The 24,726-nt window shown below is 45.7% G+C and carries 18 protein-coding genes; 8 read left to right on the top strand and 10 right to left on the bottom strand.

Annotation, left to right across the window (positions count from 1 at the left end):
- Positions 1-58 precede the first annotated feature (58 nt).
- Positions 59-769: a hypothetical protein gene (locus R8O11_RS02190; protein WP_169628528.1), complete on the bottom strand. Its 711-nt coding sequence runs from the start codon at positions 767-769 to the stop codon at positions 59-61.
- A gap of 85 nt (positions 770-854) precedes the next feature.
- Entirely contained in the window at positions 855-3,311 is a 2,457-nt protein-coding gene (locus R8O11_RS02185; protein ID WP_158159707.1) for an EAL domain-containing protein, read from the bottom strand.
- A 425-nt stretch (positions 3,312-3,736) separates the two neighbouring features.
- Here R8O11_RS02185 and R8O11_RS02180 point away from each other — a divergent pair, with 425 nt between their 5' ends.
- The 3 genes from R8O11_RS02180 (at position 3,737) to R8O11_RS02170 (ending at position 10,778) form a co-directional block, all read left to right on the top strand.
- Complete coding sequence (locus tag R8O11_RS02180; RefSeq protein WP_064354146.1) at positions 3,737-6,070, top strand: YgiQ family radical SAM protein; 2,334 nt, start codon at positions 3,737-3,739, stop codon at positions 6,068-6,070.
- A 262-nt stretch (positions 6,071-6,332) separates the two neighbouring features.
- The gene (locus tag R8O11_RS02175) at positions 6,333-9,830 is read left to right on the top strand and encodes a T6SS effector BTH_I2691 family protein (RefSeq protein ID WP_064376493.1); all 3,498 of its coding nucleotides are present in this window, start codon (positions 6,333-6,335) and stop codon (positions 9,828-9,830) included.
- A gap of 3 nt (positions 9,831-9,833) precedes the next feature.
- Entirely contained in the window at positions 9,834-10,778 is a 945-nt protein-coding gene (locus tag R8O11_RS02170) for a hypothetical protein (protein ID WP_064376494.1), read from the top strand.
- 134 nt (positions 10,779-10,912) lie between these two features.
- Here the strand turns inward: R8O11_RS02170 and R8O11_RS02165 are convergent, their stop codons facing one another.
- From R8O11_RS02165 to R8O11_RS02155, 3 genes are read right to left on the bottom strand one after another with little or no spacing between them, the layout of a single operon-like run.
- Positions 10,913-11,329, bottom strand: a complete 417-nt coding sequence (locus R8O11_RS02165) for a GtrA family protein (RefSeq protein ID WP_031781328.1) — start codon at positions 11,327-11,329, stop codon at positions 10,913-10,915.
- A gap of 4 nt (positions 11,330-11,333) precedes the next feature.
- Entirely contained in the window at positions 11,334-12,740 is a 1,407-nt protein-coding gene (locus tag R8O11_RS02160; protein ID WP_064376495.1) for an ArnT family glycosyltransferase, read from the bottom strand.
- A gap of 2 nt (positions 12,741-12,742) precedes the next feature.
- A complete protein-coding gene (locus tag R8O11_RS02155) occupies positions 12,743-13,783 on the bottom strand; it encodes a glycosyltransferase family 2 protein (RefSeq protein ID WP_017634706.1) in 1,041 nt (346 codons plus the stop codon).
- A gap of 152 nt (positions 13,784-13,935) precedes the next feature.
- Here R8O11_RS02155 and R8O11_RS02150 point away from each other — a divergent pair, with 152 nt between their 5' ends.
- Entirely contained in the window at positions 13,936-14,613 is a 678-nt protein-coding gene (locus R8O11_RS02150) for a response regulator transcription factor (protein ID WP_005389368.1), read from the top strand.
- A complete protein-coding gene (locus tag R8O11_RS02145; RefSeq protein WP_064376496.1) occupies positions 14,610-15,908 on the top strand; it encodes a sensor histidine kinase in 1,299 nt (432 codons plus the stop codon). The genes R8O11_RS02150 and R8O11_RS02145 overlap by 4 nt, the downstream gene beginning before the upstream one ends.
- Positions 15,909-16,003: 95 nt before the next feature.
- Here R8O11_RS02145 and R8O11_RS02140 read toward each other — a convergent pair whose 3' ends face one another.
- On the bottom strand, positions 16,004-17,242 hold the full coding sequence (locus R8O11_RS02140) for a leucine-rich repeat-containing protein kinase family protein (RefSeq protein ID WP_064376497.1): 1,239 nt from the start codon (positions 17,240-17,242) through the stop codon (positions 16,004-16,006).
- 218 nt (positions 17,243-17,460) lie between these two features.
- Between R8O11_RS02140 and R8O11_RS02135 the strand changes: the two genes are divergently transcribed.
- A complete protein-coding gene (locus tag R8O11_RS02135) occupies positions 17,461-18,357 on the top strand; it encodes a 1-aminocyclopropane-1-carboxylate deaminase/D-cysteine desulfhydrase (RefSeq protein ID WP_064376498.1) in 897 nt (298 codons plus the stop codon).
- A gap of 39 nt (positions 18,358-18,396) precedes the next feature.
- Here the strand turns inward: R8O11_RS02135 and R8O11_RS02130 are convergent, their stop codons facing one another.
- Both R8O11_RS02130 and R8O11_RS02125 read right to left on the bottom strand, forming a co-directional pair.
- Positions 18,397-18,939: a hydrolase gene (locus R8O11_RS02130; RefSeq protein ID WP_005457944.1), complete on the bottom strand. Its 543-nt coding sequence runs from the start codon at positions 18,937-18,939 to the stop codon at positions 18,397-18,399.
- Between the two features lie 150 nt (positions 18,940-19,089).
- A complete protein-coding gene (locus tag R8O11_RS02125) occupies positions 19,090-19,950 on the bottom strand; it encodes a LysR family transcriptional regulator (RefSeq protein ID WP_017634710.1) in 861 nt (286 codons plus the stop codon).
- A 99-nt stretch (positions 19,951-20,049) separates the two neighbouring features.
- On the opposite strand from R8O11_RS02125, the gene R8O11_RS02120 reads away from it, so the two are divergent.
- On the top strand, positions 20,050-21,114 hold the full coding sequence (locus R8O11_RS02120; RefSeq protein ID WP_017634711.1) for an HlyD family secretion protein: 1,065 nt from the start codon (positions 20,050-20,052) through the stop codon (positions 21,112-21,114).
- Positions 21,115-21,123: 9 nt separating this feature from the next.
- Entirely contained in the window at positions 21,124-22,143 is a 1,020-nt protein-coding gene (locus tag R8O11_RS02115) for a DUF2955 domain-containing protein (RefSeq protein ID WP_033905703.1), read from the top strand.
- 433 nt (positions 22,144-22,576) lie between these two features.
- Here R8O11_RS02115 and R8O11_RS02110 read toward each other — a convergent pair whose 3' ends face one another.
- A complete protein-coding gene (locus R8O11_RS02110) occupies positions 22,577-23,605 on the bottom strand; it encodes a methionine synthase (protein WP_318193876.1) in 1,029 nt (342 codons plus the stop codon).
- Positions 23,606-23,635: 30 nt separating this feature from the next.
- Complete coding sequence (locus tag R8O11_RS02105) at positions 23,636-24,610, bottom strand: DUF1852 domain-containing protein (protein WP_017636059.1); 975 nt, start codon at positions 24,608-24,610, stop codon at positions 23,636-23,638.
- Positions 24,611-24,726 lie beyond the last annotated feature (116 nt).

Here is a 24,726-nt window from a genome sequence, read left to right as displayed (position 1 = left end):
CCAAGCATCAAGAAAGCACTTGGATATAAGCCGTCTAACTTTGTCTTTAGAGTAGAGGTCAAGCCGCGAGAGAGAATAAACCTTGCAGGCTCGTCATCGACGCGAGTGCTAGCAACAAAGCTACGCTCAGTTGCACCTTTTCTGGTTTCTTATGCGTAAAAATATGCCAACACCACACGATAATTGAAGAAATTAGCATAGCTAAAGACAGCAAGATCGGCTGTGTTGCAGCGTTTAGTGTGGCTTCATCTAACTGGTAAGAAGCAAACAACGTTGCGATGACTAATAGCATTCCAGACACAATGCCAGTAACTGGTAAAATGCGGTGAAATGCCTGTAATCTGCTGCGAGCTATCGTAAGTAGCAATTGAGAAAATGACGCCCCAAGGAAAAATATCATTAGCGCCATCGCTATCGATGCTGGCCAGCTTGATTGCTCAAATACCTGAATACTTACATACGCAAAGGCCAAACCATTCGCTAAATGCATCGCCCATAGTGGCCCTTTTTCACGCGTTTTCTTGGTTTGAACCTGAGAATAGAAGTAGAAAATAGCAAACACGATCATAAATGCTTCAATGCGAAGTGACGCAACAGCGAGCCACAATACAGCTACTGCAGGCAACATTTTATGAAGACGTCCTCGCTGACCAGGACAAATATCGCCCTTGATTAGAAGCAAAGTCAGTAGCGCTTGTGCGCCAAATAGCATCGGAGGGAAAGTAACCAGCAATTGTTGAATCATGTTGAATGCACGCTCAAAAGTCATTTGGGGGGCGATAATATCAAATCAACTATCGCCAAACCACCGAAAGTCGGCCCCCAAATGAGCTAAAACGGTAAGACAATTTTATTCACAGAGAAGCAAGATACTTCAACGCGTCTTCCTGCGTTAAAACTCCACGGTACTCTTCTTTGGTATTACACAGTACCCAAGGGAAACGGATGCCGGTTTTAACCAACTCTCGAATAACAGAGACAGGTAAATCCTCATCAACCAACACAAATTCGGTGCTCATTATCTGATTAACAGGACGTTTCCAAATTCGGCTTTCTCGTTCAGTTTCTCGCTCTGTTCCCATCGAAGGCGTTAGGTGTAAATTCACCGTCTCTTTCGTAATTAACCCAACACAACGATTTTCATTGAGAACAACTAAAGGCGAGCTTGGATTCAAATTCATGTACTCCACTGCCAAGGAGAGCGGTTCTCCAGGGTCCATAGACCTGACTTGTTCATGGCTCAAAGATTGCAACACATCACTTTGCTTAGACTCAATCGCGATGTCAGAGAACAGATGCTCATAACTGTCCGCTTTATCCATCAAATCGACAGGCACGGCAGCAGAAAATAGAAAGCCCTGCATGTAATCGACACCGATTTCTGCCAATACTTGAAGTTCTTGCTTAGATTCCACGCCTTCAGCAACCACTTTTACATTCATTTGCTGTGCAAGCTCGGTGACCATTTTCACAATGTTATAGCTAGTGCTCCCTTTATGAATGTTCTTGACGAATTTTCGGTCTATTTTCAGTAAATCAAACTGCCCTTTTTCTAGATAAGAAAAAGAAGAATACCCAGTACCGAAGTCATCAATCGCGATCTCAATGCCCTCTTTCCGCACTTCCTCTAGAGCTCGAGTATGCTCCTCATCTTGTTCAAAATACGCGGTTTCTGTTAGCTCGATAGTTACTCGCTTAGGGTCTACACCACTGGCTTTAATCAAATCATGCGACCGCTGAAGGATCTGAAGAGAATCCAATTTCGTATTGAGGGAGCGATTGATGGTCACGCCCACTTCCTCGCCATAAATTTCTTGTAAGCGCGGAAAATGCTTCAACGCAGCTTGGCAGACCACATCATCAAGTGCCGCTATGAGTTCTAGATCTTCAATAATAGCGATCATCTTTTGCGTACAATACGCATCATTTTCATCATAGAAGCGTGCGAGAGCCTCGAACTTAACCACTCTTCCGGTTTGAACGTCGATAATCGGTTGAAAGTAAACGTCCACTAGCCCACTCTCTATTTGCGCCTCCAAAAACGCCTCGAGATGTTGGCGCTTCACTAATTCAGAGTGAAGTTCACTATCGTAAAAGTTGAAATAGCTGCCTTCACCGGAAATAGAGGACAACATCGCTTGCGCTGCATGTGCTAGCGCTTGTCTTGGTCGGTTCGTATCATAGCCAAGGATTGACACACCAGTTTGGCCTTTAACGATAGTGGCATGCATTTTTGTGCCCATTTCATTTCTAAGCTCATTAAAGAACCCTTTCATGGCAATTTGGATCAAACGAACCGGGCTCAACCATTGACAATGAGGGGTCTGCAAGCATACGACAAACACATCCCGAGATAACTGCCCCGCAATACTGGTGTAGCGACTTCGCATAATAAAATCTGCAAAACCTAATTGCTGTTCAAGCAAGTATCTCTCCGAAAACTTGGGTCTTAGTGTCATAACAATGTTGAGTTCTTTATTTCTGCTTTCATTCGCTAAGGTAGCTAATTGGAGTTCAAATTCTTTCCTCGTTGGTAAAAAGGCAGCCCAATCATGCTGTTGTTCACAACGATTTTTCATCCACAACAACGAAGCAGAAATATCCGTAGAAAATCCGAGATAAAGAATTCGTCCAGAATGAAACGTAAGTCGGTAAATACAAAGATGATGAGCTTGGTTGCTACCGTTTGCTGTTTTGCTCAGCAAGTTACCACACCAACATCCTTCATCATTAATTTGCTGCCACAGCTGATCATAAAACGCTTGGCTATGGTGAGAGGTACTGAAAATATGAGTTTTAAGCCCAACCAGATCTCGGTTTTGATAGCCCATTTGTAACTCAAAGGCACGGTTACAACCTAAGATGCGCGTATCTTCATCGGCAACTAAAACGCCTACATTTGGCAAATCAAAAATCGTTTCGAGAATTTTCGCTAACTCCTCGCAACCAGTGATTGTTAATTGTGGAATGATAGTGCCTTGGATAATGCGCTTATTGAGCCTTTCAAAACTAATAGTAACGTGCACTAAGTTAACGTTTTTTAGCATCATGCAACAAGAAAACCGCCCCCGTCCGCCAAAGAGTTCCACTTCTAGAATTCGTTGTTTTAGCGTTTCTTGTTGCCCCATCAGCATATGATCAAACAAGTTATTTAGGCTGGTTACTGGCGTACTTATCCCAAATGCCTTTGCCATTCCTTGCTGATCACATTCGAACTCGCGAGTATCAATATCGTAAGACCACTCTATAACAGGAGTTAGACTGGAAGTCGTTTGCATTTTTGGATGCACTGTTGTCGTAGATTCACTCATACCCTAGCCCCTTTTTTTGTAATTAGCCCAAGGCTCAAAATTCACAGTCAATTCGCGACATTCCAGTTGGGACCTGCCGATCCTCTTTATAGATGGATTGTGTCAACGATAAGCCTATCGACTTAGAACTATTTCCAGAGCAGCTCAGCCTTTTGTATTTAATATGCACCAATTTGATTACAGGCTTTACCCCATATAAGCACACCATTGCTTATACTTTGTATTAAGATTGCGACATTTTTCATGAACCGATCTATAACCATGAGGCTTTCAAGGTGAAATTAGACAGAAAATCGCCGATAGAGCATTGATATTTTTACAAACCAAATAAAACTCGATGAACTAAGCTGGAATAGATGAGTTTGTTATAGATACCTGATAATCAAATCGCTATAATTCGCGCTCCCTGGAACAGAGAGCAAAATATGACCAATAACATCACTCCTATTCATGAGTACAAAAAATACTGGGCAGAGTGTTTTGGTACGGCACCTTTCTTGCCGACCAGTCGCAAAGAAATGGATGCCCTAGGATGGGATAGCTGTGACATTATCATTGTAACCGGTGACGCTTATGTGGATCACCCAAGCTTTGGTATGGCTATCATTGGCCGCCTGCTAGAAGCACAAGGTTTCCGTGTCGGTATCATTGCTCAACCAGAATGGCAAAATAAAGATGCGTTCATGCAACTTGGTAAGCCAAATCTGTTCTTCGGGATCACTGCGGGTAACATGGACTCCATGATCAACCGTTACACCGCGGATAAAAAGCTTCGTCACGATGACGCGTACACACCAAATAACGAAGGTGGTAAACGCCCAGACCGCGCAACGTTGGTATACTCTCAACGTTGTCGTGAGGCTTACAAAGAAGTACCTATTGTTTTAGGTGGTATCGAAGCCAGCCTACGCCGTGTGGCACACTACGATTACTGGTCAGATAAAGTTCGTCGTTCAGTACTGTTTGATGCAAAAGCAGACATCCTACTTTTTGGTAACGCAGAACGCGCACTTGTCGAAGTAGCACATCGCATCGCAAACGGCGAAGACATCAGCACCATGACCAATATTCGTGGTACTGCCGTGAACTTGCCAGCGGCGCCAGAAGGCTACACGGTTATTGACTCTTCTCGCATTGAAAAACCTCGTAAAGAAGCGTTCGTACCAAAGAACCCATACGAAGTAGAAACTCAGTGTGAAACTAAAAAAGACGAGCCAGTTGCACAACCAATCACAATTCGCCCATCACGCCACGATGCTGCGACGACTGCGGTCCGTTTACCTTCGTTTGAAAAGCTAAGAAACGATCGCATTCTTTATGCGCATGCAAGCCGTGTACTGCATTTAGAAACGAACCCGTACTCTGGTCGAGCGTTACTTCAAAGCCATGGTGATCGTGAACTTTGGGTAAACCAAGCTCCAATTCCATTGACGACCGAAGAGATGGACTTTGTGTTTGGCCTGCCTTACGCGCGTGTCCCTCACCCTATGTACGGGAAAGCAAAAATTCCTGCGTACGACATGATCAAGACGTCTGTAAACATCATGCGTGGTTGCTTTGGTGGCTGTTCTTTCTGTTCGATTACCGAGCATGAAGGTCGAATCATTCAAAACCGTTCGAAAGAGTCTATCATCAACGAGATTGAAGAAATTCGCGACAAAGTTCCAGGCTTTACCGGCACAATTTCCGATCTTGGTGGCCCGACTGCAAACATGTACCGCCTGGGCTGTAAAGATCCAAAAGCGGAAGCGAACTGTCGTCGTCCTTCTTGTGTATTCCCGGGCATCTGTAACAAGCTAAACACAGACCACAAACACACGATCGATTTATACCGCGAAGCGCGTAAAGTTGAAGGCGTGAAGAAAGTGATGGTTGCATCTGGCGTACGTTACGACCTTGCGATTGAATCACCAGAATACGTGAAAGAGCTCGTGACTCACCACGTGGGCGGTTACTTGAAGATTGCACCGGAACATACAGAGAAAGGTCCTCTTGATCTAATGATGAAGCCAGGTATGGGTACGTACGATCGCTTTAAAGAGATGTTCGAGAAATACAGTGCAGAAGCAGGCAAGAAGCAGTACTTAATCCCTTATTTTATCTCTGCGCACCCAGGCACAGAAGACGAAGACATGCTGAACCTTGCTCTGTGGCTGAAAAAGAACAACTTCGAATGTGACCAAGTACAAAACTTCTACCCTTCGCCAATGTGTAACGCAACGTCGATGTACTACTCAGAGACAAACCCTCTGAAACGCGTGAAGTACAAAAAACGTGAAGATGTACCTGTAGCAAAAGGTGAACGTCAACGTCGCCTGCATAAAGCGCTGTTGCGGTATCACGATCCAGCAAACTGGCCAATGATCCGTGAAGCCCTAGTCAGTATGGGTAAAAAACATTTGATCGGTGACAAACAAGGCTGTCTCGTTCCTGCGGAAGACATTGAAGCACAAACACCTGCGCAACGTCGTAAATCTGGTCGTCACGGGGCAAACCGCTTTGCAACCAAACATACCAAAAACCAACCAGGCTTCGGTGGTCATTTGAACAAACGTTCTGAAGGCGGTTCAAAAGATGGTAAACCATCTGGCAACCGTAACGGTTCGGGTAAAGCTACAGGTGGTCAACGCCCTGCAAGCAACGGCCAACGTCCTAGCGGCAACGGTGCAAACCGCCCGGCAGGTAGCAAGCCGCAAGGCCAAGGTCGCCCACAAGGACAAAGCAAACCAGCTGGTCAACGTAAACCAAAGCGTCGCTAACTCTTTAGCACTTAAATACTAGAAAGGGCTCCAGAGGTAACTCTGGAGCCCTTTTGTTTTGTCGGCTCATTGAGGCATCACTCACAACTAAAACTTTGATTCAATCAATACAAAAAATGGTAAACACCAACCAACTTATTGGAAAAACAAACAATTATTTGATTGACGCAAAACCATAAAAATCTAACTTATTGATTTTTAACTGCTTTATTTTGGTGCGATATTTGCGTAATAGAATAAAACTCTTAAACATGGGCTAACGATGAATAATCCACTTCCCCCAAAAACTTCTATGTTCTGGTATGACAACAGCTATACCTATGAGGAGGCCGTTCAGGCATTTGAAAGCGATGGTACACTGAAATCGCTGAATATCGTTCCAACCACGGAATCCGATGATCTTGCTGGCTCACCCCCAGAGCGCAGTATGTTTTGGGAGGGAGAAACAAAAAAAATCGATCCGCCACCGCCGTCTGAACCAGAGCCTCTCAATTTAAAAACTGAGAAAGAAGCAACGGAAGCATCACCTGCGCACTTTATCCCAGTCCGCTATGCCATCGATCAGCTAGAAACAGAAGAGACACAACCTTTTGGTTTGCCTGAAGAATGGAAAGGGCAAGGCCCAGCCAAACTCAATACCGTTGGTTACACCCTGCGTCAACTGCGCGACGGTTGGCTGTATGTCTATGATGCAATCAACAAAAGCTTAGACGAATACGAAATCAAAGGAACGCAATTCACGCTCTATAAGTTGGGAGAATCAGAAAGCCCAAAATCAGAGCAGCGTGGGACACCACAAGATGCAAAGCCCTTCCTTACTTACGTCAACGGAAGCGTACTATCGATTTGCTTCTCTGAGCACCGGTGGACATGGCACACGTTCATGCGCGTACTTAACAATCCGAGTAATCATATCGATCGCATGCAAACCATTGTTCTGTCCTCAAACGAGAATCAGCACAACATTGCACCAATCGATAAGTTAACCCAAGTCGCTGATATTGAATCTTCTGCCGTCGATGATGGTCGCTTTGCGGATTCTGGCGTCGCCACCAAAGCAGATGAAGATGGTTCTGTCTTTAAACCTGTCGCAGTCGAAAGCGATTTAACCTCTGCGATTCCAGAAGAAGAATCAGGCTACTTAGTCGCGATAAAAGATTACGCCGCAGACATTCAAGATATGTCGCTGCATTTTGTTGGCGCTGCAAGCCCCTACCGTCTTTTCACTGACCAGTTTTCAAACCAGTGGAACTTGATGCAGACCGCTATGCAACTGTGCATGTTCGGGGCAAGTGACGAGATAGACATGCCAGCTAGCGTTAAGCGTAACGGCGAAGAGCTGTCGTTTTATACCGACATGGCAGAATATTATGACTCCTCTAGTCAACTCGACTTGGCAGAACAAAACAAAAGCTCAGTTCAATCAGGCTATCCTGCTAAATTTTCCGCCGGAGCGATTGAATCACACCAACATACCCAAAGCGACATTGCCAAAGCAATACAGGACAAATATCGAATTTCTGCAAGCCGATTTGGTAAATACGAACAATGGATAGCGACTGAACGCTGGCGTCAGCAGCTCAACTGGAAGCAAATGCTGAGCGAGATGCAAGAGCTGTCAGAACAAAAAGAAACCATGCTAGCCCAAGTGGTTTCGGTCAAACGCGACTTTATCGCAGTAATGGAGTCCTTAACGCCGCATCATCTCGAAAGAACCTTCGACCTATACAGCGAAGACACGCAGTACAGCTTGTATCAACTACACAAGCAAGCGGTTGAGTCATTTACTTTGGTGATACAAGAAGAAGACCGCCAATGGGCTGAAAGCCAATGGGAGAAACCAACCAGTTTACTTGCTCTCTATGCCTCTGGGTTTAGTCGTAGTTTATTTAAAGTGATGGAGAAGAATATTACAGAGGCGCTTGATGAACAGTCGATCGTCTCAGAAAATCCTGATCCTGATAATCAGTTGATGGACCAGATATCTGATACCAGCAACCGCGTGAATATGTACTCTAAGATCATGGACTTTGTTTCCAACCCAAACACTGCGGAAACAGCCTTTCTCAAAGATATCGCCAAAGGTTTCCAAGAGCTGGATATTATTTTTAAATCTGCAATAGGTGCGCTTGCAAAAGGCGTTGTAGAGTTTGGCGTTAGCATGACCTCACAAGTATCAATTTCGCTGATGCCTGTTTTCGCTAAACCTCTGAACCGTCATAGCTATTATTTATTTGCCGTTATTGCAGAACATATGGCACACAACATGCCCGTAACAATAAAAGAAGGTTACGCTCGCGATTTTAAAAAATGGAAAACACGCGTAAATGATTATCTGATTAAGCTCGAAAAAAACGATGCAATCATTGCTGACTTCCAGAAAAATAACCGCAAAGCTGACTCTAAATACACAACAGCTTTAAAAAATAAAAAGACTATTAAGAAGGCTCTCGCTGTAGCTACATTGGAGTACCCGCAGTACATTGAGTTACCTGATGATCTACCTCAAAGAACCATCGAGCTTAGAACGCGGATCGTGATGAATAAGCTCAATGATTTGAATAAACTGTTCGAGAATGCCGGTGGTCTAGGCTTTCTGGCATTAATATTTAACTGCATCGCGCTTGGTGATGCCATGAGCAGTATTCAAGACACGGGGTTAATGTCCTCAGATGAATTTTTGGATATCCAGCAAAAGTTATTTTACACAGTCAACGCTTGGACAGGTGTTCGTACAGGTAAGTTATGGGAGAAAGTGAAGGGTGAACCTAGGTTAAGGTCACATTCATATAATGTCTTAAAAAAGTTAGTGAATAGAAACGAAGATACCTTTAAAAACTTAAACCTTGATGACCTAAAGGTATTCAATAAATGGCTAGCAATCACAGGGGCTTTAGGTGCGTTAGCTTCGGGTATTGAGGCTTACCGTTCTTGGCAGAGTGCTGACAAAGTTTATGGTCAAGAAAAATATCTGCATGTAGCAAATACCCTAGTATTAACAGCAATGTCAGCTGTCGGTATATTCCAAGTATACGGAGGGTTAACTGGACAATTTGCATTAAACTTATCCTTTGGCGGGCCTATAACGGCCGGCCTGGTTATTCTCACGATTGCATACCTGGCCATCAATTATAAGTTGAATAAACTGAAACAAGATGATTTCCAAAAATGGTTAGATAAACTGCCTTGGGGTTATCACCCGACTCGCACTCAGTGGAGCCAATCTTCGAGCTTACCCGAAAGAGAGAAGCATAATTCAGCATTGGTTCAGCAAGCGCTGTTTGACTTACAATCTATTATTCAACAGCCTACGGTATACCATCAACCTATTGAAAAAGTACAAGCTTACCCAGGTTACACACATCGTGAGTTAATCGGTTTGGAAGTGCATATTCAACTGCCAAGGCGTGCTGCAACGAATGGTATTACGTTGAGAACTAACAGCAAGGCAACAGAAGATGATTTGATGTCAGGCTCGTGGCATCAAAACGCAGATTTAGTCACGCTACAAACTCAAGATCAAGCGAGCAAAGAATCACTGGTGTACAAAGTAACCTTGCCAATTGAAGAAGCAGATCATTACCTTGCAATGCAAGTAGCTTACGATGTGGAAGATGATGCCCCTGCTAAGCGTGAGTATTGGTTCCAAAACGGCATAAAACAGAGTGCAACTTATGGCATTATTTCAGACAATATCAAACAAGACATAATTAAAAAAACACTCACCCCCGCTGTTGGCACACTAGGTTTTCAGGAGTAACCCTTGGCATATTCACCGTTTTATATCACCCCAGAAGAATTGGCGGTTTATCAAGAAGCACAAGAGCAAGAGATTCTCAAAGGGGACAATTTAACAACATGGCATAAGTATGATGTAGAAGAGCCATTTCGCTACCATTACAAGTTAACGGCTTTGCCATTTATGAGCTTCTTATTTGTAATTGTATTTTTGACACACTCAAGTGATACGCTTGTCGTGACCTTTTTTGGCCTTATCTTGTCAGTAATGATGGCCGGGATCTTTTATCTTACGATTGGCCTCGACTATCGCTATGACTATATCTTTTCTGACAAAGGCTTTGTGATGAAGAAGCGTCGCAACATGCCTAAGTGGGCGAATACCGCCACACAAGCCGTTGGCTGGATCGGTGCGGTAGTTTGCGTTTTGATGGTAGCGGTAGTTGGCCCGATGGCGTTAGCTGGAGCGGGCGCTCTTATTTTATTCTCATTTGGTATGTTAAAACGCAAGCCCGATGAACCAACAGAAGTGAGAATTGGAGAGCGTGAAGATTGGTTGTTTGCCGACTACAACAAAAAGCGCAAAGTGATCCAGTTCTACTTTAAGCACGATAAGTGTGAATATATCGATATGGAACACAACACTATTGTCCGTTCACATAGTAGATCTGATTGCTACGTATTTTTCAAAACTGAAACGGACTTAGAATCGATGGTCAATCAGCTAGCCACGGAATATAAGCTTGACTGTACAGAAGTCGCCGACCACAAAAAGCTATTTGAAGCTAAGCCAGAGGCTAGACTGTTTGGTACGCCAGTTTGTTATAAAGAATATCAAACCGATGAGGTATTTGATTTAAGGGCTTCAAATGCCCCGCTCCCAGAGCGAGAGTACCTATATAACGGCAAGTGGCAAACCGAGTCTGAAATCGAACAATCAAAATCTGAACTAACGGCAGCCAAGGTATAAACCTTGGCTTGTTTACCTTTTTACATCCCCCCATGAAAAGCTTTAGGTTTACTCTGATGTACAAAAAGAAAAATTGGTTCAGATAACGAATTTTTAACTCGAGGATAGGATAGTAAGCCCGAACCTTTCTATCCTCAACTAAACACCCATTTTGCACTGAGTAAATAGTTACTCACCATGCCTGCCAATATGCCTAAGATCAAAGCCAAATAGACCATCACCCCTTGCGTTCCTAGCGCGAGCGTTACGCCTTTGAACACAATAAAGTTAGGCAAAGCACTGATAAAGGCACTCGCCATAAATTTTTGCCATTGAGCGAAAGGGTTGGTTTTTTCTGCTTGAGAGAAAGTCAGACAGCGATTGCCAAGCCAAGTCGTGGTTGCCGCAAACAAAAATGCAATCCCACGAGCCAGCATCAGCTCGAGACCAAACCAATGGAACAACACAGAAAAGATAAGGGTGTCGACCATAAAGCCGACACCACCTACTAGAGCAAACCTTGTTAACGAAGCAAACCTTTCCAGCGAAGTAAATTTTGGTAATTTGCGCATTCCGTTATCCAACCACACAGGTGTAGAGTGAGCGTTTCGATTTTGCTGTGAACTCGTTGGTACAACTCAACGCATTTTCATGAATCATGCTATCCACTTGCTGCGATTTACCAATCAGGTGGAATTTCTTCAGATTGTTTAAGTCATTCTTATCTTCAAGCTTTTTCGCATGACCATGACTATAGAACTGGCCTGAGAACGGGCGCTTACCAATATAAAAGACCGGAGCGTTGTCATTAATTTGCGCGAAGATGATGCGGTCGCTGCGACTGTCTGCTTTGCCCATATTCAAAACCAACATCGCAATCATAAGCAGGGCTGGCAACACCGCTGCCGTTCCGGTCAGCCATTTGAAATCGTGTTTATCCACCAGCATTGCAATCAAGATCCCCAATGCAGGCACACCCGGTAGTACGTAAGCAGGCAAAATATTCCCAGCCATGGTGAACAAGATCATTGGTGAAATCAGCCAACACATCAGGAAGCTAAACAAACCTTGATGATCGGTTTCAATGGCTTTGAGCACCGTACGACGTTTCCACGCCAAGATAGGCAATACGATTGACCAAGGCGCAGCCGATTGTAGCCAGAATACCCAGATCATCCCACGTGGTTGATCATGAGCAGAGCCATACAGGTCCCCTTCCCAACCGCTGACAACAAAACGCTTAAAGTGCTCGCCAACAATGAAGTAATCAATAAATCCAGGCGTCGCCATTTCAGCCATGATGTACCACGGTAGAGCAATCGCCAGCATGAGCGCCAACCCCGACACAATTGGAAAACGCTGCCACAAGGCTTTGAAGGCACCGAAGAAACCATGCTGAATCACGAGCCAAGGAAACACTGCGATACCCATAATCACGATCGCCACTGGACCTTTTGCTAACAGCCCGCAAGCCAAGCCAAAGAAACCGAGGTAACACCATAATCGGCTGTGTTTGTCTTTGCCAAGCCAGCAATAGTAAAAACCAACCATCGCCATCGTCATGGCCAACGTCAGTGCCATGTCGGTCATCACCGCACCCGCCGCAATTGAAAAGATGCCACACGTCGCCAGTACCAACGCTGCGATGCCAGCATTAAAGCCAGCGCGATACGCCATGAAAGCAACAAAAACAATCGTCGCAACACCCGCCAACCAATGAGGCGCGCGCACTGCAAATTCATTCAATCCAAACAGCTCAATGCCGTAAGCACTCATCCAAGTGAACAGGGGTGGCTTCCCCCAGAAAGGCACGCCGTAATCAAACTGTGGGGTAAGCCAATTGCCGGTTTCCACCATTAAGCGCGCCATTTCGCCGTAGCGGGCTTCCGTGGTGTCCATCAAAGGGTAAGCGGCAAGTGAAATAAGACGGAGTAAAAGAGCAAACGCCAACAACAACCACAGATGGGTTTTATTAATACTCATGATTACGCGGTTTCTCCCAGTTTAAACTTCATGGTTTGGATGGATTGATGTTTTGCAGGCTGCTCGTAAACAGACTGAACAAGATAAAGAGGGCGTTGCTTGGTCTCGACAAAAATGCGGCCAATGTATTCGCCCAAAAGGCCAATCGACAGCAGTTGCACACCGCCCAAGGCAAGTTGGACGACCATCATGGATGGGTAGCCAGTGACAGGCTCACCAAACACAACAGTTTTCATCACTATGAATGCGCCATAGATAAAGGCACTGAACGCCACCAATGCACCGGCAAGTGTCGCTAAACGCAAAGGACGAATGGAAAACGAGGTGATGCCGTCCATTGCAAGGCCAATCAGCTTGAGGTAGTTCCATTTGGTTTCACCACAGAAACGAGCGTCACGCTCAAACTGAACCGTCACTTGCTTGAAACCCGGCCAAGAAAAGATGCCTTTCATGTATCGGTTACGCTCTGGCAACGCATTGATGTGTTTAACCACTTTTGCGCTCAGTAGACGGAAATCGCCCACGTTCTCAGGCACATCCAATTTCGCCATGCTGTTAAGCACTTTGTAAAAGCAAGCGGCCGAGAAGCGTTTGAACCAAGTTTCACCGTGGCGCTCGCTGCGCTGCATGTTCACCACGTCATACCCTTCACGCCATTTTGATACCATTTGCGGGATCAACTCAGGCGGGTCTTGCAAGTCGGCATCAATCACGATCACCGCTTCACCTTGACAGTGTTCCAGACCCGCACTCATGGCGGACTCTTTGCCGAAGTTACGGCTTAGTGCAATACAACGAACGTCGCTAGAAGATTGAGAAAAGTTTTGCGCGATCATTAGGCTCTCGTCTTTGCTGCCGTCGTCCACATAAACGATTTCACAGCGTTCTGGCATTTCATCCAAAACGGCGGCTAAACGACGATGAAATTCAGGTAAGACTTCTTGCTCGTTAAAGAATGGCACCACAACAGACAAAACTGTTTTAGGCTCAGTGTGTTGGCTCACCTTTGAAAAGGTTGCAGCGTGAATGTTGAAGGTTGACATGCTACTCTTCCACTAAATCCGATGAATGAATCCAGTCTACAAACATCAACGTGAAAGAGATGTTATTGACATCTTTTTCACGTCCTTAGTGAATAATGTTCGGTTAAGACGAAGTCTTATTTTCGAACACCTGCCCACTTGGAGAGAAATACATGAAACGCGTACTTTTAGTCGAAGATAATCGAGAAATTGCAGGCATGCTGTTCGATTATTTTGAGTGTGCAGGTATGGAACTCGATTATGCAGACAACGGCGAACTCGGCCTGAAACTAGCGATGGAAAACACCTTCGACATCATCTTGCTCGATCTCATGCTGCCACGCATGGATGGCCTGACCATGTGTAATAAACTTCGCGACGCGGGCAACAACACACCGGTACTTATGCTGACGGCGCTCGATAGCCGTGACGATATGCTCAAAGGCTTCCAACACGGTGCGGATGACTATCTGACCAAACCTTTCGATCTGGATATTCTTGAAGCGCGCATGATGGCACTGATCCGCCGTTACCGTGGCACTGTCGCATCGAGCAAGTTGGAATACGGTGAAGTGTCTATCGACCAAAAAACGCGTAAAGCTTACCGCCAAGATAAACTGCTGGCGCTAAACCCCACCACTTACACCATTCTGGAAATGCTTGTAAAAAGCGCGCCAGATGTAGTGACACGTGAAGAAATCGCCTTCCAACTTTGGCAAGAGAACGAGCCAAACAACGACGTTCTGCGCAGCCACATTTACCAACTTCGCAACCAACTTGATAAGCCATTTGAACAACATGTGCTTATCACCGTGCCGAAAGTTGGCTTCCGCTTGGAGACAGGTGCATGATCAATCGCTTACTTGCTAGCACGCAAAGCACACAAAGTATGACAGGGCGACTCGCTCTGTTTTTCTCTTTTGTGTCGGTCGTGATTGGCATCTTCTGCTTTTTGTTGATTACCGGCTCCCTGCTTTGGTCTGAAGACCGCGTGGGCGAGCGTCGTATTATGGTCGACAAAAAAGAAGCGATTGAACATTTCCAGTCCCACCCAGAGCAAGGCAGTATTCAGCTTGACCTGCTCACCACTGCATACAACGACATCTCATTGGTTGCCGAGCGCTACCAAAAATACCTGATTGGTCAAAAGCACTTTCTTGATGAAGTAGAAGACGGTGAATACTCGCGCATGGTTTACATGAGTACTTACACCTACAAAGGCGTTGAACATCCTGTGATCCTGGTTTCCTTGATTGATGAAATCGAGATCACCTCAGAGGAATTCATTCTCGTCGTCGCTATGGTGCTGTCCATTGTCGCCGTGCTGGTGTTCCTGTTTGGTAGCCTGCTACTGCGCTTATCACAACGCTTGATTGAACCCGTCAATGCGCTCAAAACTCAACTCGACCATCACCAAGGAGATGCCACGCAAACTTTTAGTGTGCCTGAGGGCTCGGCCAAAGAGTTCCAAACCCTCGCGGATGAGTTGAATGAGTATCGCCACAAAATCAACCAAGTCATCAAGCGTGAGCAAGCCTTTGCACGATACGCAAGCCATGAACTGCGTACACCGTTAACCGTAATGAAAGGCTCAAGCAGCTTACTGGCGAGAAGTGCGAACACGGATTTCCAGACCCGACAAGTGAACCGAATCCAGGATGCAACGCAGCAGATGTCGACCATGGTAGATGCCCTACTCGGCTTAGTGCGTTACGAGCGTAATGCAGATGATTCACCAGTACGAAGCATCACCGAAGAAGAACTCAACCAAATCATCTTCCAAAGCCAAGCTCAGGCGGATGAGAAAGCACTCAACTTTGATGTACAGATAGACGGTAACCCAAGAACGCGCGCGACCAATGCCGTGCTAACCATTATTCTTGGCAACCTGATTCGCAACGGCATCGCCGCGACACCATCGGGATCAATTCATATCAACATGGATGAGAACACCATCTCGGTGCGTGATGAAGGTGAAGGCTTTTCGACCATTCCGCACTCTGATGGGCACGGATTAGGTTTGATGATTGTGGATGATTTGTGCCAACGCTATGGCTGGCAATTTAAGATTGGTACACATCCAGAGGGTGGTTGTGAAGCAGTAATTGACCTTACGTCAGAGCATCAAGAGGCTTGCTCAGAGTAACTTCCCCAGCGCCTAATTCAATTGAGAGGTATCTACTTTGCTCAGTATCAAACGAGCAATTCGATACCTCTTTCTAATTTCGATTGAATGAAATCTTATGCTGCAAGTGCTGCTAGTCGATTGAATGCTTGCGATGCCGATTCCGACGCGTCACACACAGAAAACATATCTTCGATAAAGTACTTCAACGCTCTAGATTCAATGGTTCGGATTGCCGCTTGCTGTTCGTCCGATAAGTAACCGTAAATGCTCGCCGCACCAAAATCGCCGAAGATCATCTCACCTTGCTCATTCACCAAAGTATTGTGCGCATACAAATCGCCATGGCACACCTTGTTGTCGTGCAGGTGATTAAACACGTCCACCATCTGCTCAACAATGGAATTGACTTGCTCGACCGTCAACGTAAAACCTTGTGGGAATGTATCTCGGGTGCAAGTTTCCAACGTTGGTGGCAAACCCAAGTTGTAGTAACAGTTTGGGATCAGCTCCATAACCAAAGCAAGCTCATTACCGTCATCCACTTGCGCGATGGATTTCACCAAGTTGTTGTGATGCCCGGCTTGCAAACATGCTTCAAGTTCATCATGTGGGTAGCCGTCACTGGTCACTTCACCCTTGAACACTTTCACCGCAACTTCGTTCGGGAAGTCGTATTGAGCGTCAGTCCAGTTAGCATGAGAAATCACGCCACTCGCACCTTGGCCAAGAACATGGTTAAGTGAGTAACTGTTTGTGGTCACTTTAGGCACGCTGTCTAGCGAAGATGGATGTTTGCAGAATGGGTTACCTGCGAATGCAAACCATGCCAATTTAGGCAGCTTCATCAACACATCCGGGAAATGCTCTAACTGGTTTGCAGATAAACGAATCAATTCTAAATTGACCAAGTTTTCCATGCTGTTTGGCAGTTGTTTGATGCGATTGCCCGCCAAAGCAAGCTTTCTTAGGCGCGGTCTTTCACCCAGGCTGTTTGGCAGAACTTCAATCTCGTTGTCGGTCAGAATCAACCAACGTAACTGAGTTGGTAGTGAGGCTTCACTGACTACTTTGATCTTGTTGGTTTTAAACCCAACCATCTCAAGGTTTGGCAGCTTGCCCAACACCTCTGGCAGATGGGTGAACAGGTTGTTGGAAGCAAAGATGATTTTTAGCTTGGTCAGCTGTTCCAGTTCTGGTGGTAAATCTGACAGTGCGTTGCCAGATAAATCTAACACTTCAAGCGTTTCTGCAAGCTCTAATATTTCCATAGGAAACTCAGTTAGCCCTTCCGCCAACTTCAGTTGTTTCGTTCCTACTAATTGTCCTGTTTTTAATTGTTCTAGAGTTTGCAAAACCAAGCCTTCTGATTGAGTTGAAATAAGCGGCGTAGTGTACGTGGCTTAAAGCAGAAAGGCGAGCCGTGGAATTGAATCCCCTGAAAACAAAGCGGCAAAACATCAGGAATAACGAAATGGATGTACTGAAACCCAGACTTTTTATCTGGGTTTAATGGCGTTACACTACGCGCCCTTTTTAACGGCAAGGTCGCGTGGTTGGACACGTCAGCAGCATGAAACTCTCTGAAAGCCCGATAACTCAACACAACTTCAACGGTCATACGTTTTTTCTTAAGCGTGATGACATGCTGCATTCTCACTTTTCTGGGAACAAAGCACGTAAGTTTATGGCGTTGATGAAAACGCAGAACAGCGACATCAAAACCCTCATCAGTTATGGCTCTGCTCAATCCAACGCGATGTATTCGCTTGCCGCTCTGGCGCAAATCAAAGGCTGGAACTTCGAATTCTACGTTCAACACATTCCTTCTTGGCTTAAAGACTCCCCTATCGGCAACTATCGTGGTGCGCTTGATTTGGGTATGAAAATCACCGCCATGCAAGACATCGGTAGCGAACTTCACCCTAGTGAATACATCCACCAGGTACGAAGAGTAGATGAGTCGACATTGCTGATTCCAGAGGGTGGACGTTCCCACCTCGCTGAAGCTGGCATCAAACAGTTAGCACGAGAAATTCTTGATTGGACGCGATTGAGAGGTAAAGAGCAGTTTACGGTCGCCCTGCCATCAGGTACTGGCACGACGGCTTTATATCTTCATAAACATTTAAGCCCACACGGCATAGAAGTGCTAACTTGCCCTTGCGTAGGCGATGCAGATTACTTAACTGAGCAGTTCAACCAGCTCGGTGAAAACAGCCACCCAACCATTTTAACCGTGCGCAACAAACACCATTTTGGTCGCTTGTACGAAGAAGATTACATCACATGGAAAGCACTCTTTGAGCAAACCGACCTCGAATTTGACCTGTTATACGACCCGTATATGTGGCAATGCCTCACCCCTTGGTTGGAAGAGAACACAGATAAAACGGTGATTTATATTCACCAAGGCGGGTTACTTGGCAACGAGTCGATGTTGCCAAGATATCAACGAGAATTTGAATAGCGTGTTCAAATAAAGTTGTTGCTGATTACAGTGATTCCTCTATTTGATGAGCGCCAGAATTTCTTTGAATTCAGGTGCTCGGCAATCTTCGACCATTTCATACAAACACATTTCTAACCCAGTGAGCACCACACCGTTAGCGGTTAACTTCGCAAGAGCGAGCGCTTTATTGGCAGCGGTTCGGGAAGAGACACAATCCGTGACTAATTCAACGCGATAACCGGACTGGCGCAGAGAAACCGCGGTTTGATAGACGCAAATGTGGGATTCAATACCGCAAACCAACCAGGTATCAACTTTCGCGTTCTCCACCGCGACCTTAAACGTCGCCTCTTTGCAACCATCAAACGTGTACTTGGTAATAGGTAAATGCGTGCTTTCAAGCACTTCACGAATCGGCTCCGCGGTTGGGCCCAACCTTTCTGGATTCTGTTCTAGCCACAGAATAGGCAAATCTAGTGCTTTGGCGCCCTTTACCAGTTTCGTGATATTTTCAATCAGTGCGTCGCTTTCATGCATTAATGTAGCGAGTTTGCCCTGAACATCCACCACAATCAGGCCCGTGTTTCCTTTCGATAACATTTCCATCTCCTATCTTGTGCGACCACAAACCATACTCAACAAGTTGAGCAAAAGTTAATGTATCAGAACCCTTTCATGTTAGAGCAATAAAACCTAGAAAGATCACCTTCGCTCACACATTTGCCCTTAGGTAAGAGTGGTTTGAACTGGCTATTTAAATTTCTCTCGAATTAGTTCAATCAAGGCTTTGACTTTATTGGGCAGAAATAAGGCCGAGGGATAAATCAGAGTAAGATGCTGCTTCGGATGCGCGAATTGAGGCAGCACCTCGACCAACAAACCGTCTCTCAGTGCAGGCTTGGAATGAATTTGAGGAATAAACGCGATGCCGTTTCCTGCTATCGCCATCGAGCGCAGCAAGTTGAGGTCATCCGAACGCAACGCCACATGCAGATCTGAATCGAGCAAATCGGCATTGTAACGATTAGTTAAAAGGCGATGCTGCTTAAGATCTTCCACCGTTTTTACTGGCGGATGCGATTCTAGATAGGCTTTTGACGCAACAAAGTGACTACGATAAGGCAAAAGACTGAACTGCACATAGCTGTCATCGGTGACTTTGACCACGCTCGGAAGAAGCTGTAAATCAAACGATTGACGCTTGAGATCGACACTCTCTTGATGGTTTTCGATCTCGACCGAAATCTCCGGATACCGCGTTGTGTACTCAGTGATGATCGCGTTAAACGCAGCAGAGCTCATCAATGCGGAAGGAATGGCTAAACGCACCTTGCCCGTCAGCTCTTGTTGATATTCGTGCATGGCATTTAAACCTTGCTGAATATGGTCAATAGGCTGCCCCACCAACTCAAACAAGCGTTTCCCGTGCTCCGTCAACTCAATGCTGCGTGTTGTGCGAATCAAAAGCTGTACCCCGAGCGATTTCTCTAATTCTTGCAGACGACGACTCACTTTTGAGCGTTGTAGTTGATTCGCCTCTGCCGCTGCACTTATACCGCCGTGAACCACCGTCTGAGTGAATAGGTAAATATCATCAAAATTAACGTTCATTGTCCTATTTTTAGGTCATTTATGTTCGTATTATCATTCTACTGAATTGTGAGTGACTTCTCTATAATCCGCTATCCAATATGTTTAACGGAACTTGTAATGACGGCTGACCAAAAATTCAAACACTGGATGCGAACTTTGATTGTCCTGTTCATCGTACTATTTTTGTACATTATCATTGCTGACCGCCACGCCCCCTTAACGACCGAAGGACGAGTGCAAGGATACGTTGTCCAAGTCGCACCCGAGGTATCTGGTAAAGTGACCGACGTTCTCATCGAGAATAACCAGTCCGTTCAAAAAGGCGATGTGTTGTTTACGATTGATGATCGTAAATACAAGATAGCGCTTGAACAGGCGGAGCTGTCTCTGCAATCCGCCTATGAAAAAGAAGCAACACTGTATTCTCAACGCGAAGCCGCTCTTGCCAATATTGCCCGCGCACGAGCGACATTTGATAATGCACACCGCGAGTACAACCGCTTACTGACACTATCGAAGCAGAAAGTCATCTCTCAATCGACACTCGATAATGCCTTTGCCCAAAATCAGGTATCACGTGCAGCGCTTAAAGCGGAACGACAAAACTTAAAAGTCATTGAGGCGCAATTAGGCGATCAAAAAGGTCAAAGCACCGCCGTTCGAATTGCCAAAAACGGCATCGAAAAGGCGCAACTTGATTTGGCAAATACCGCGGTACTCGCTCCCAGTGATGGTGTCGTGACCAACCTGCAACTAGAAGTTGGCACGATGGCAAACACCAACATGCCATTGCTGACGTTTGTACCAACAGGATCACTCTGGGTAGCCGCTGATTTTCGTGAAAAGTCCGTCGCGAACGTAGACAAGACTTTCCACGCCTTGGTCACATTTGATTCCAACCCAGGTTCGGTGTACGACTTTGATTTAGCTAGCCGCGATTACGGTGTAGCAGCCGCACAACAAACGCCTAATGGCGCACTGACCAAAGTGGAAGTGAACAACCGCTGGGTACGTGATGCGCAGCGTACACGAGTGAACCTAACCAGCAGCGAAGAGTTACCACCAGCACTGTTTGTCGGCTCTCGCGCTACCATTGTTTTGTACCCAGACAACAGCATTTTCTGGCAGTTGATGGCGCAAGCACAGATTCACCTCGCAAGCTGGTTCCACTTCATTTACTAGGCGGCGACAATGAAAACCTTACGAATTTGGTTCGGCTGCTCTTTAGGGCTCGCGCTAAGCATGATCTTCGGTTGGTCTTACGGATTTTTTGCCATCATGATGCCGCTGTTTATATTGGGCAAAATGGACAACTTTAATATTTCGGCTTTATTGATCGTGTTTTTCTCTGCGGTGTGGACAACCATACAAGCCACATTTTTGCTGGAATACTTGCAGTTTCATCCAACATTAATGACCGTTGCCGTCGGAATTATGATGCTGTTCAAGTGCATTGCAATGATGAACCAGAAAACCTATTTGTTTGGTTACATGGGGCTGTTGGTGGGTTCAATTGTGTTGAATTTTGCCAGCTATAACTTCATGGATATTGAAGAGTTCAACGTCAACATGTGGGTGATGGCGTTCAGCAATATTTTTGTTTGCGCATTCGCGTATTGGTTGTTCCCGGAGCCAAAATCCCCCGCCGAGCACCTTGAGATGTCGACCCCAGTAAAAAGCGATATTGACTACATCAGCCAAGTTGCTATGGGTTGGGTAGTGGCGATGGCTGCGTTTATCGTATTCCAAGTAGCGGACTTATATGACTCGCTATCCGCACAAGCTTCCATTTTGATCATCCTAACCCCAATGACTTTAGCGGGCTCGCTCGCCATGGCAAAAATTCGCATCATCGGCACCGCACTAGGCTGCATCGCAGGGATGGCTGTTCAGCTGATATTGGGCAGTTGGTATGGGCATGGGCTACTCTTTTGGCTCGCCTTTACCATTGCAATGGGGCCATTCTGCTTGTGGCTCACCAAGGGGCAAATTAAAGCGGCTATCGCGTTTTCTGCCATGTCTGCCCTATCGGTTCCGCTGACGACCTCGTTGGTGCCAGAACAAAAAGACGCGTTCTTTTCGATCTTGTACCGTTTCAGCTCGATTTTCGTTGCGGTTCTGCTCACCGCGATGGTGATGTGGGTGGTGCATCACTGGATTCGTGTGATGTTGCTAAAGCATCCTGAGATTAAGAACGTAGAGTTGAATTAAATCTGGCCGAGGCTGGAAACGGGAAATGTATGCCGCTCACTTTACTGTGAGCGGCATTTTTATTTAAAACGGTCACCCTGAACATCGAGGAACGAGCGTGGTTCAGGATCTACCCACCGAGTGCTTTGAAGTGCGAAAGTTATCGCTATTTCCTAGCGTGCTGTAATCAGATTCCTAGTCTCGTCTAGACTCGCTGGAATGACCCTACCTTAGAGCTGCTCTAATACCTGAGGGATGGCGAGCAATGTATCTTCCAACATCCATCATCCTGAACAGTGAGGGACGAGCGTGATTCAGGATCTACTCACCGACTGCTTTGAAGTGCGAAAGTTATCGTCATTTCCTAGCGAGCAGTAAACCGATTCCTAGTCTCATCTAAACTCGCTAGAATGACCCTAATTTTAGTTCATGGTGCGGAGCCTAAGTATTAATATCAACCCACCAACTCTTTACGAATGATCTCCGCACCCGCACTTAACGCATTGAGCTTAGCGGTCGATACTTCACGAGACAAAGGCGCCATACCGCAGTTGGTACATGGGTAAAGCTTGTCGGCATCAACGTACTTCAACGCCTCTCGCAGTGTGTTCGCCACTTCTTCTGGCGTTTCAATTTCGTTGGTAGCGACGTCAATCGCACCAACCATCACCTTCTTACCGCGAATCAACTCAAGTAACTCAATAGGCACTCGTGAGTTATGACACTCAAGCGAGATAATATCGATATTTGACTGCTGCAATTTAGGGAATACTTCTTCATATTGTCGCCATTCAGTGCCTAGCGTTTGCTTCCAATCCGTGTTCGCTTTGATGCCGTAGCCATAGCAGATGTGCACTGCAGTTTCACATTTCAGCCCTTCAATCGCACGCTCTAAACACGCAATGCCCCATTCGTTCACATCATCGAAGAACACATTGAACGCAGGTTCATCGAATTGAATAATGTCGACACCCTCCGCTTCAAGCTCTTTCGCTTCTTGGTTGAGGATCTTCGCAAATTCCCAAGCCAGCTTTTCACGGCTACCGTAATGATCATCATAAAGTGTGTCGATCATCGTCATAGGGCCTGGCAGCGCCCACTTGATAGGTTGCTTAGTTTGCTGACGCAAGAACTTGGCATCTTCAACAAACACGGGCTTTGTGCGGCTTACTGGGCCAACCACAGTCGGAACATTTGCTTCATAACGGTTGCGAATGGTCACCGTTTTGCGGTTTTCAAAATCTACGCCGCTTAAATGCTCAATAAAGGTCGTCACAAAATGTTGGCGAGTTTGCTCGCCATCACTGACGATATCAACGCCTGCCAGTTCTTGTTCTTGCAAAGCGACACGTAGCGCATCGCGTTTGCCATCAATCAGTTCTTCACCTTGCAGTTTCCACGGTGACCAAAGTTTTTCTGGTTCGGCCAGCCAAGAAGGTTTCGGTAAGCTGCCAGCCGTTGAAGTCGGTAATAGTGTTTTCATCGTCATTCCTTTCTAGATTCTCGTTGTCGATTACGCGTAGTTTGCAGACCATTGTTCAAGCACAGATTGATAAGGTTTGATGAAATGCTCCTCGGCAAATTTCCCTTGTTCAATCGCCAGTTGGCTGCGCTCTTCTCGGTCGTAAACGATTTGAGTTAGCGAGTGGTCTAGGTTTTTTAGGTTTGGCTGGTAGCAATTACCGGCAACCGCGTTGGCATTGTAAATCTCAGGTCGGTAAATCTTCTGGAATGTCTCCATCGTGCTTATCGTGCTGATAAGCTCTAGGTTTGAGTAGTCGTTCAGCAAGTCACCGAAGAAATAGAATGCCAATGGTGCGACACTGTTTGGTGGCATAAAGTAGCGCACCTGTAAGCCCATCTTTTTGAAGTACTGCTCCGTCAACGAAGATTCGTTCGGCTGATATTCAAAGCCCAAAACAGGATGTTGATTTTCGGTGCGTCGGTATACTTTGTTGTCCGATACGCTCAGACAAATCACTGGCAGCTTTTTGAAATGCTGTTTGTAAGACTCAGAATTAACGAAAGCTTTGAACAGTTTGCCATGCAAATCACCGAAGTTCGCTGGGATACTGAACTGTGGCTGGTTTTTGTTGTGGTCCAACAGCAAAACGCTAAAGTCGTAATCACGCACGTATGAAGAGAAGTTGTTGCCCACAATGCCTTCGATACGCTCGTTAGTGTTGTGGTCAACAATGTTAGTTTTGAGCACTTCAATCGATGGGAATGCTTCTCCACTACCTTGGATATCCATATCAACAGAGATGATTTCAAGTTCAACTGAGTAGCGGTCACCTTGCGCGTTATCCCAATATGCCAACGCATTAAAACGATTATCGATCATTCGGAGCGCATTGCGCAGATTCTCTCGGCGGTAGTTTCCGCGAGCCAGATTAGCAAAGTTGGTAGTGATTCGCGTGTTGTCTGATGGTTGGTAATTCTCATCAAAGCGAATGCTTTTGATAGCAAATGTGAAATCGTTATTCATCGTGAGTTGGTATCCTATTTCCTTAGATAAAGCAGACTTTTCCTAACTCTGTGCATGGGGACATTTTTTGTTTTTTGGTTTTCCCAATCGTTAGGTTGCACAGCACTTACGACGAA

It is taken from the genome of Vibrio sp. 1288, assembly GCF_033344475.1.
This window is presented reverse-complemented; position numbering and strand designations above follow the sequence as displayed.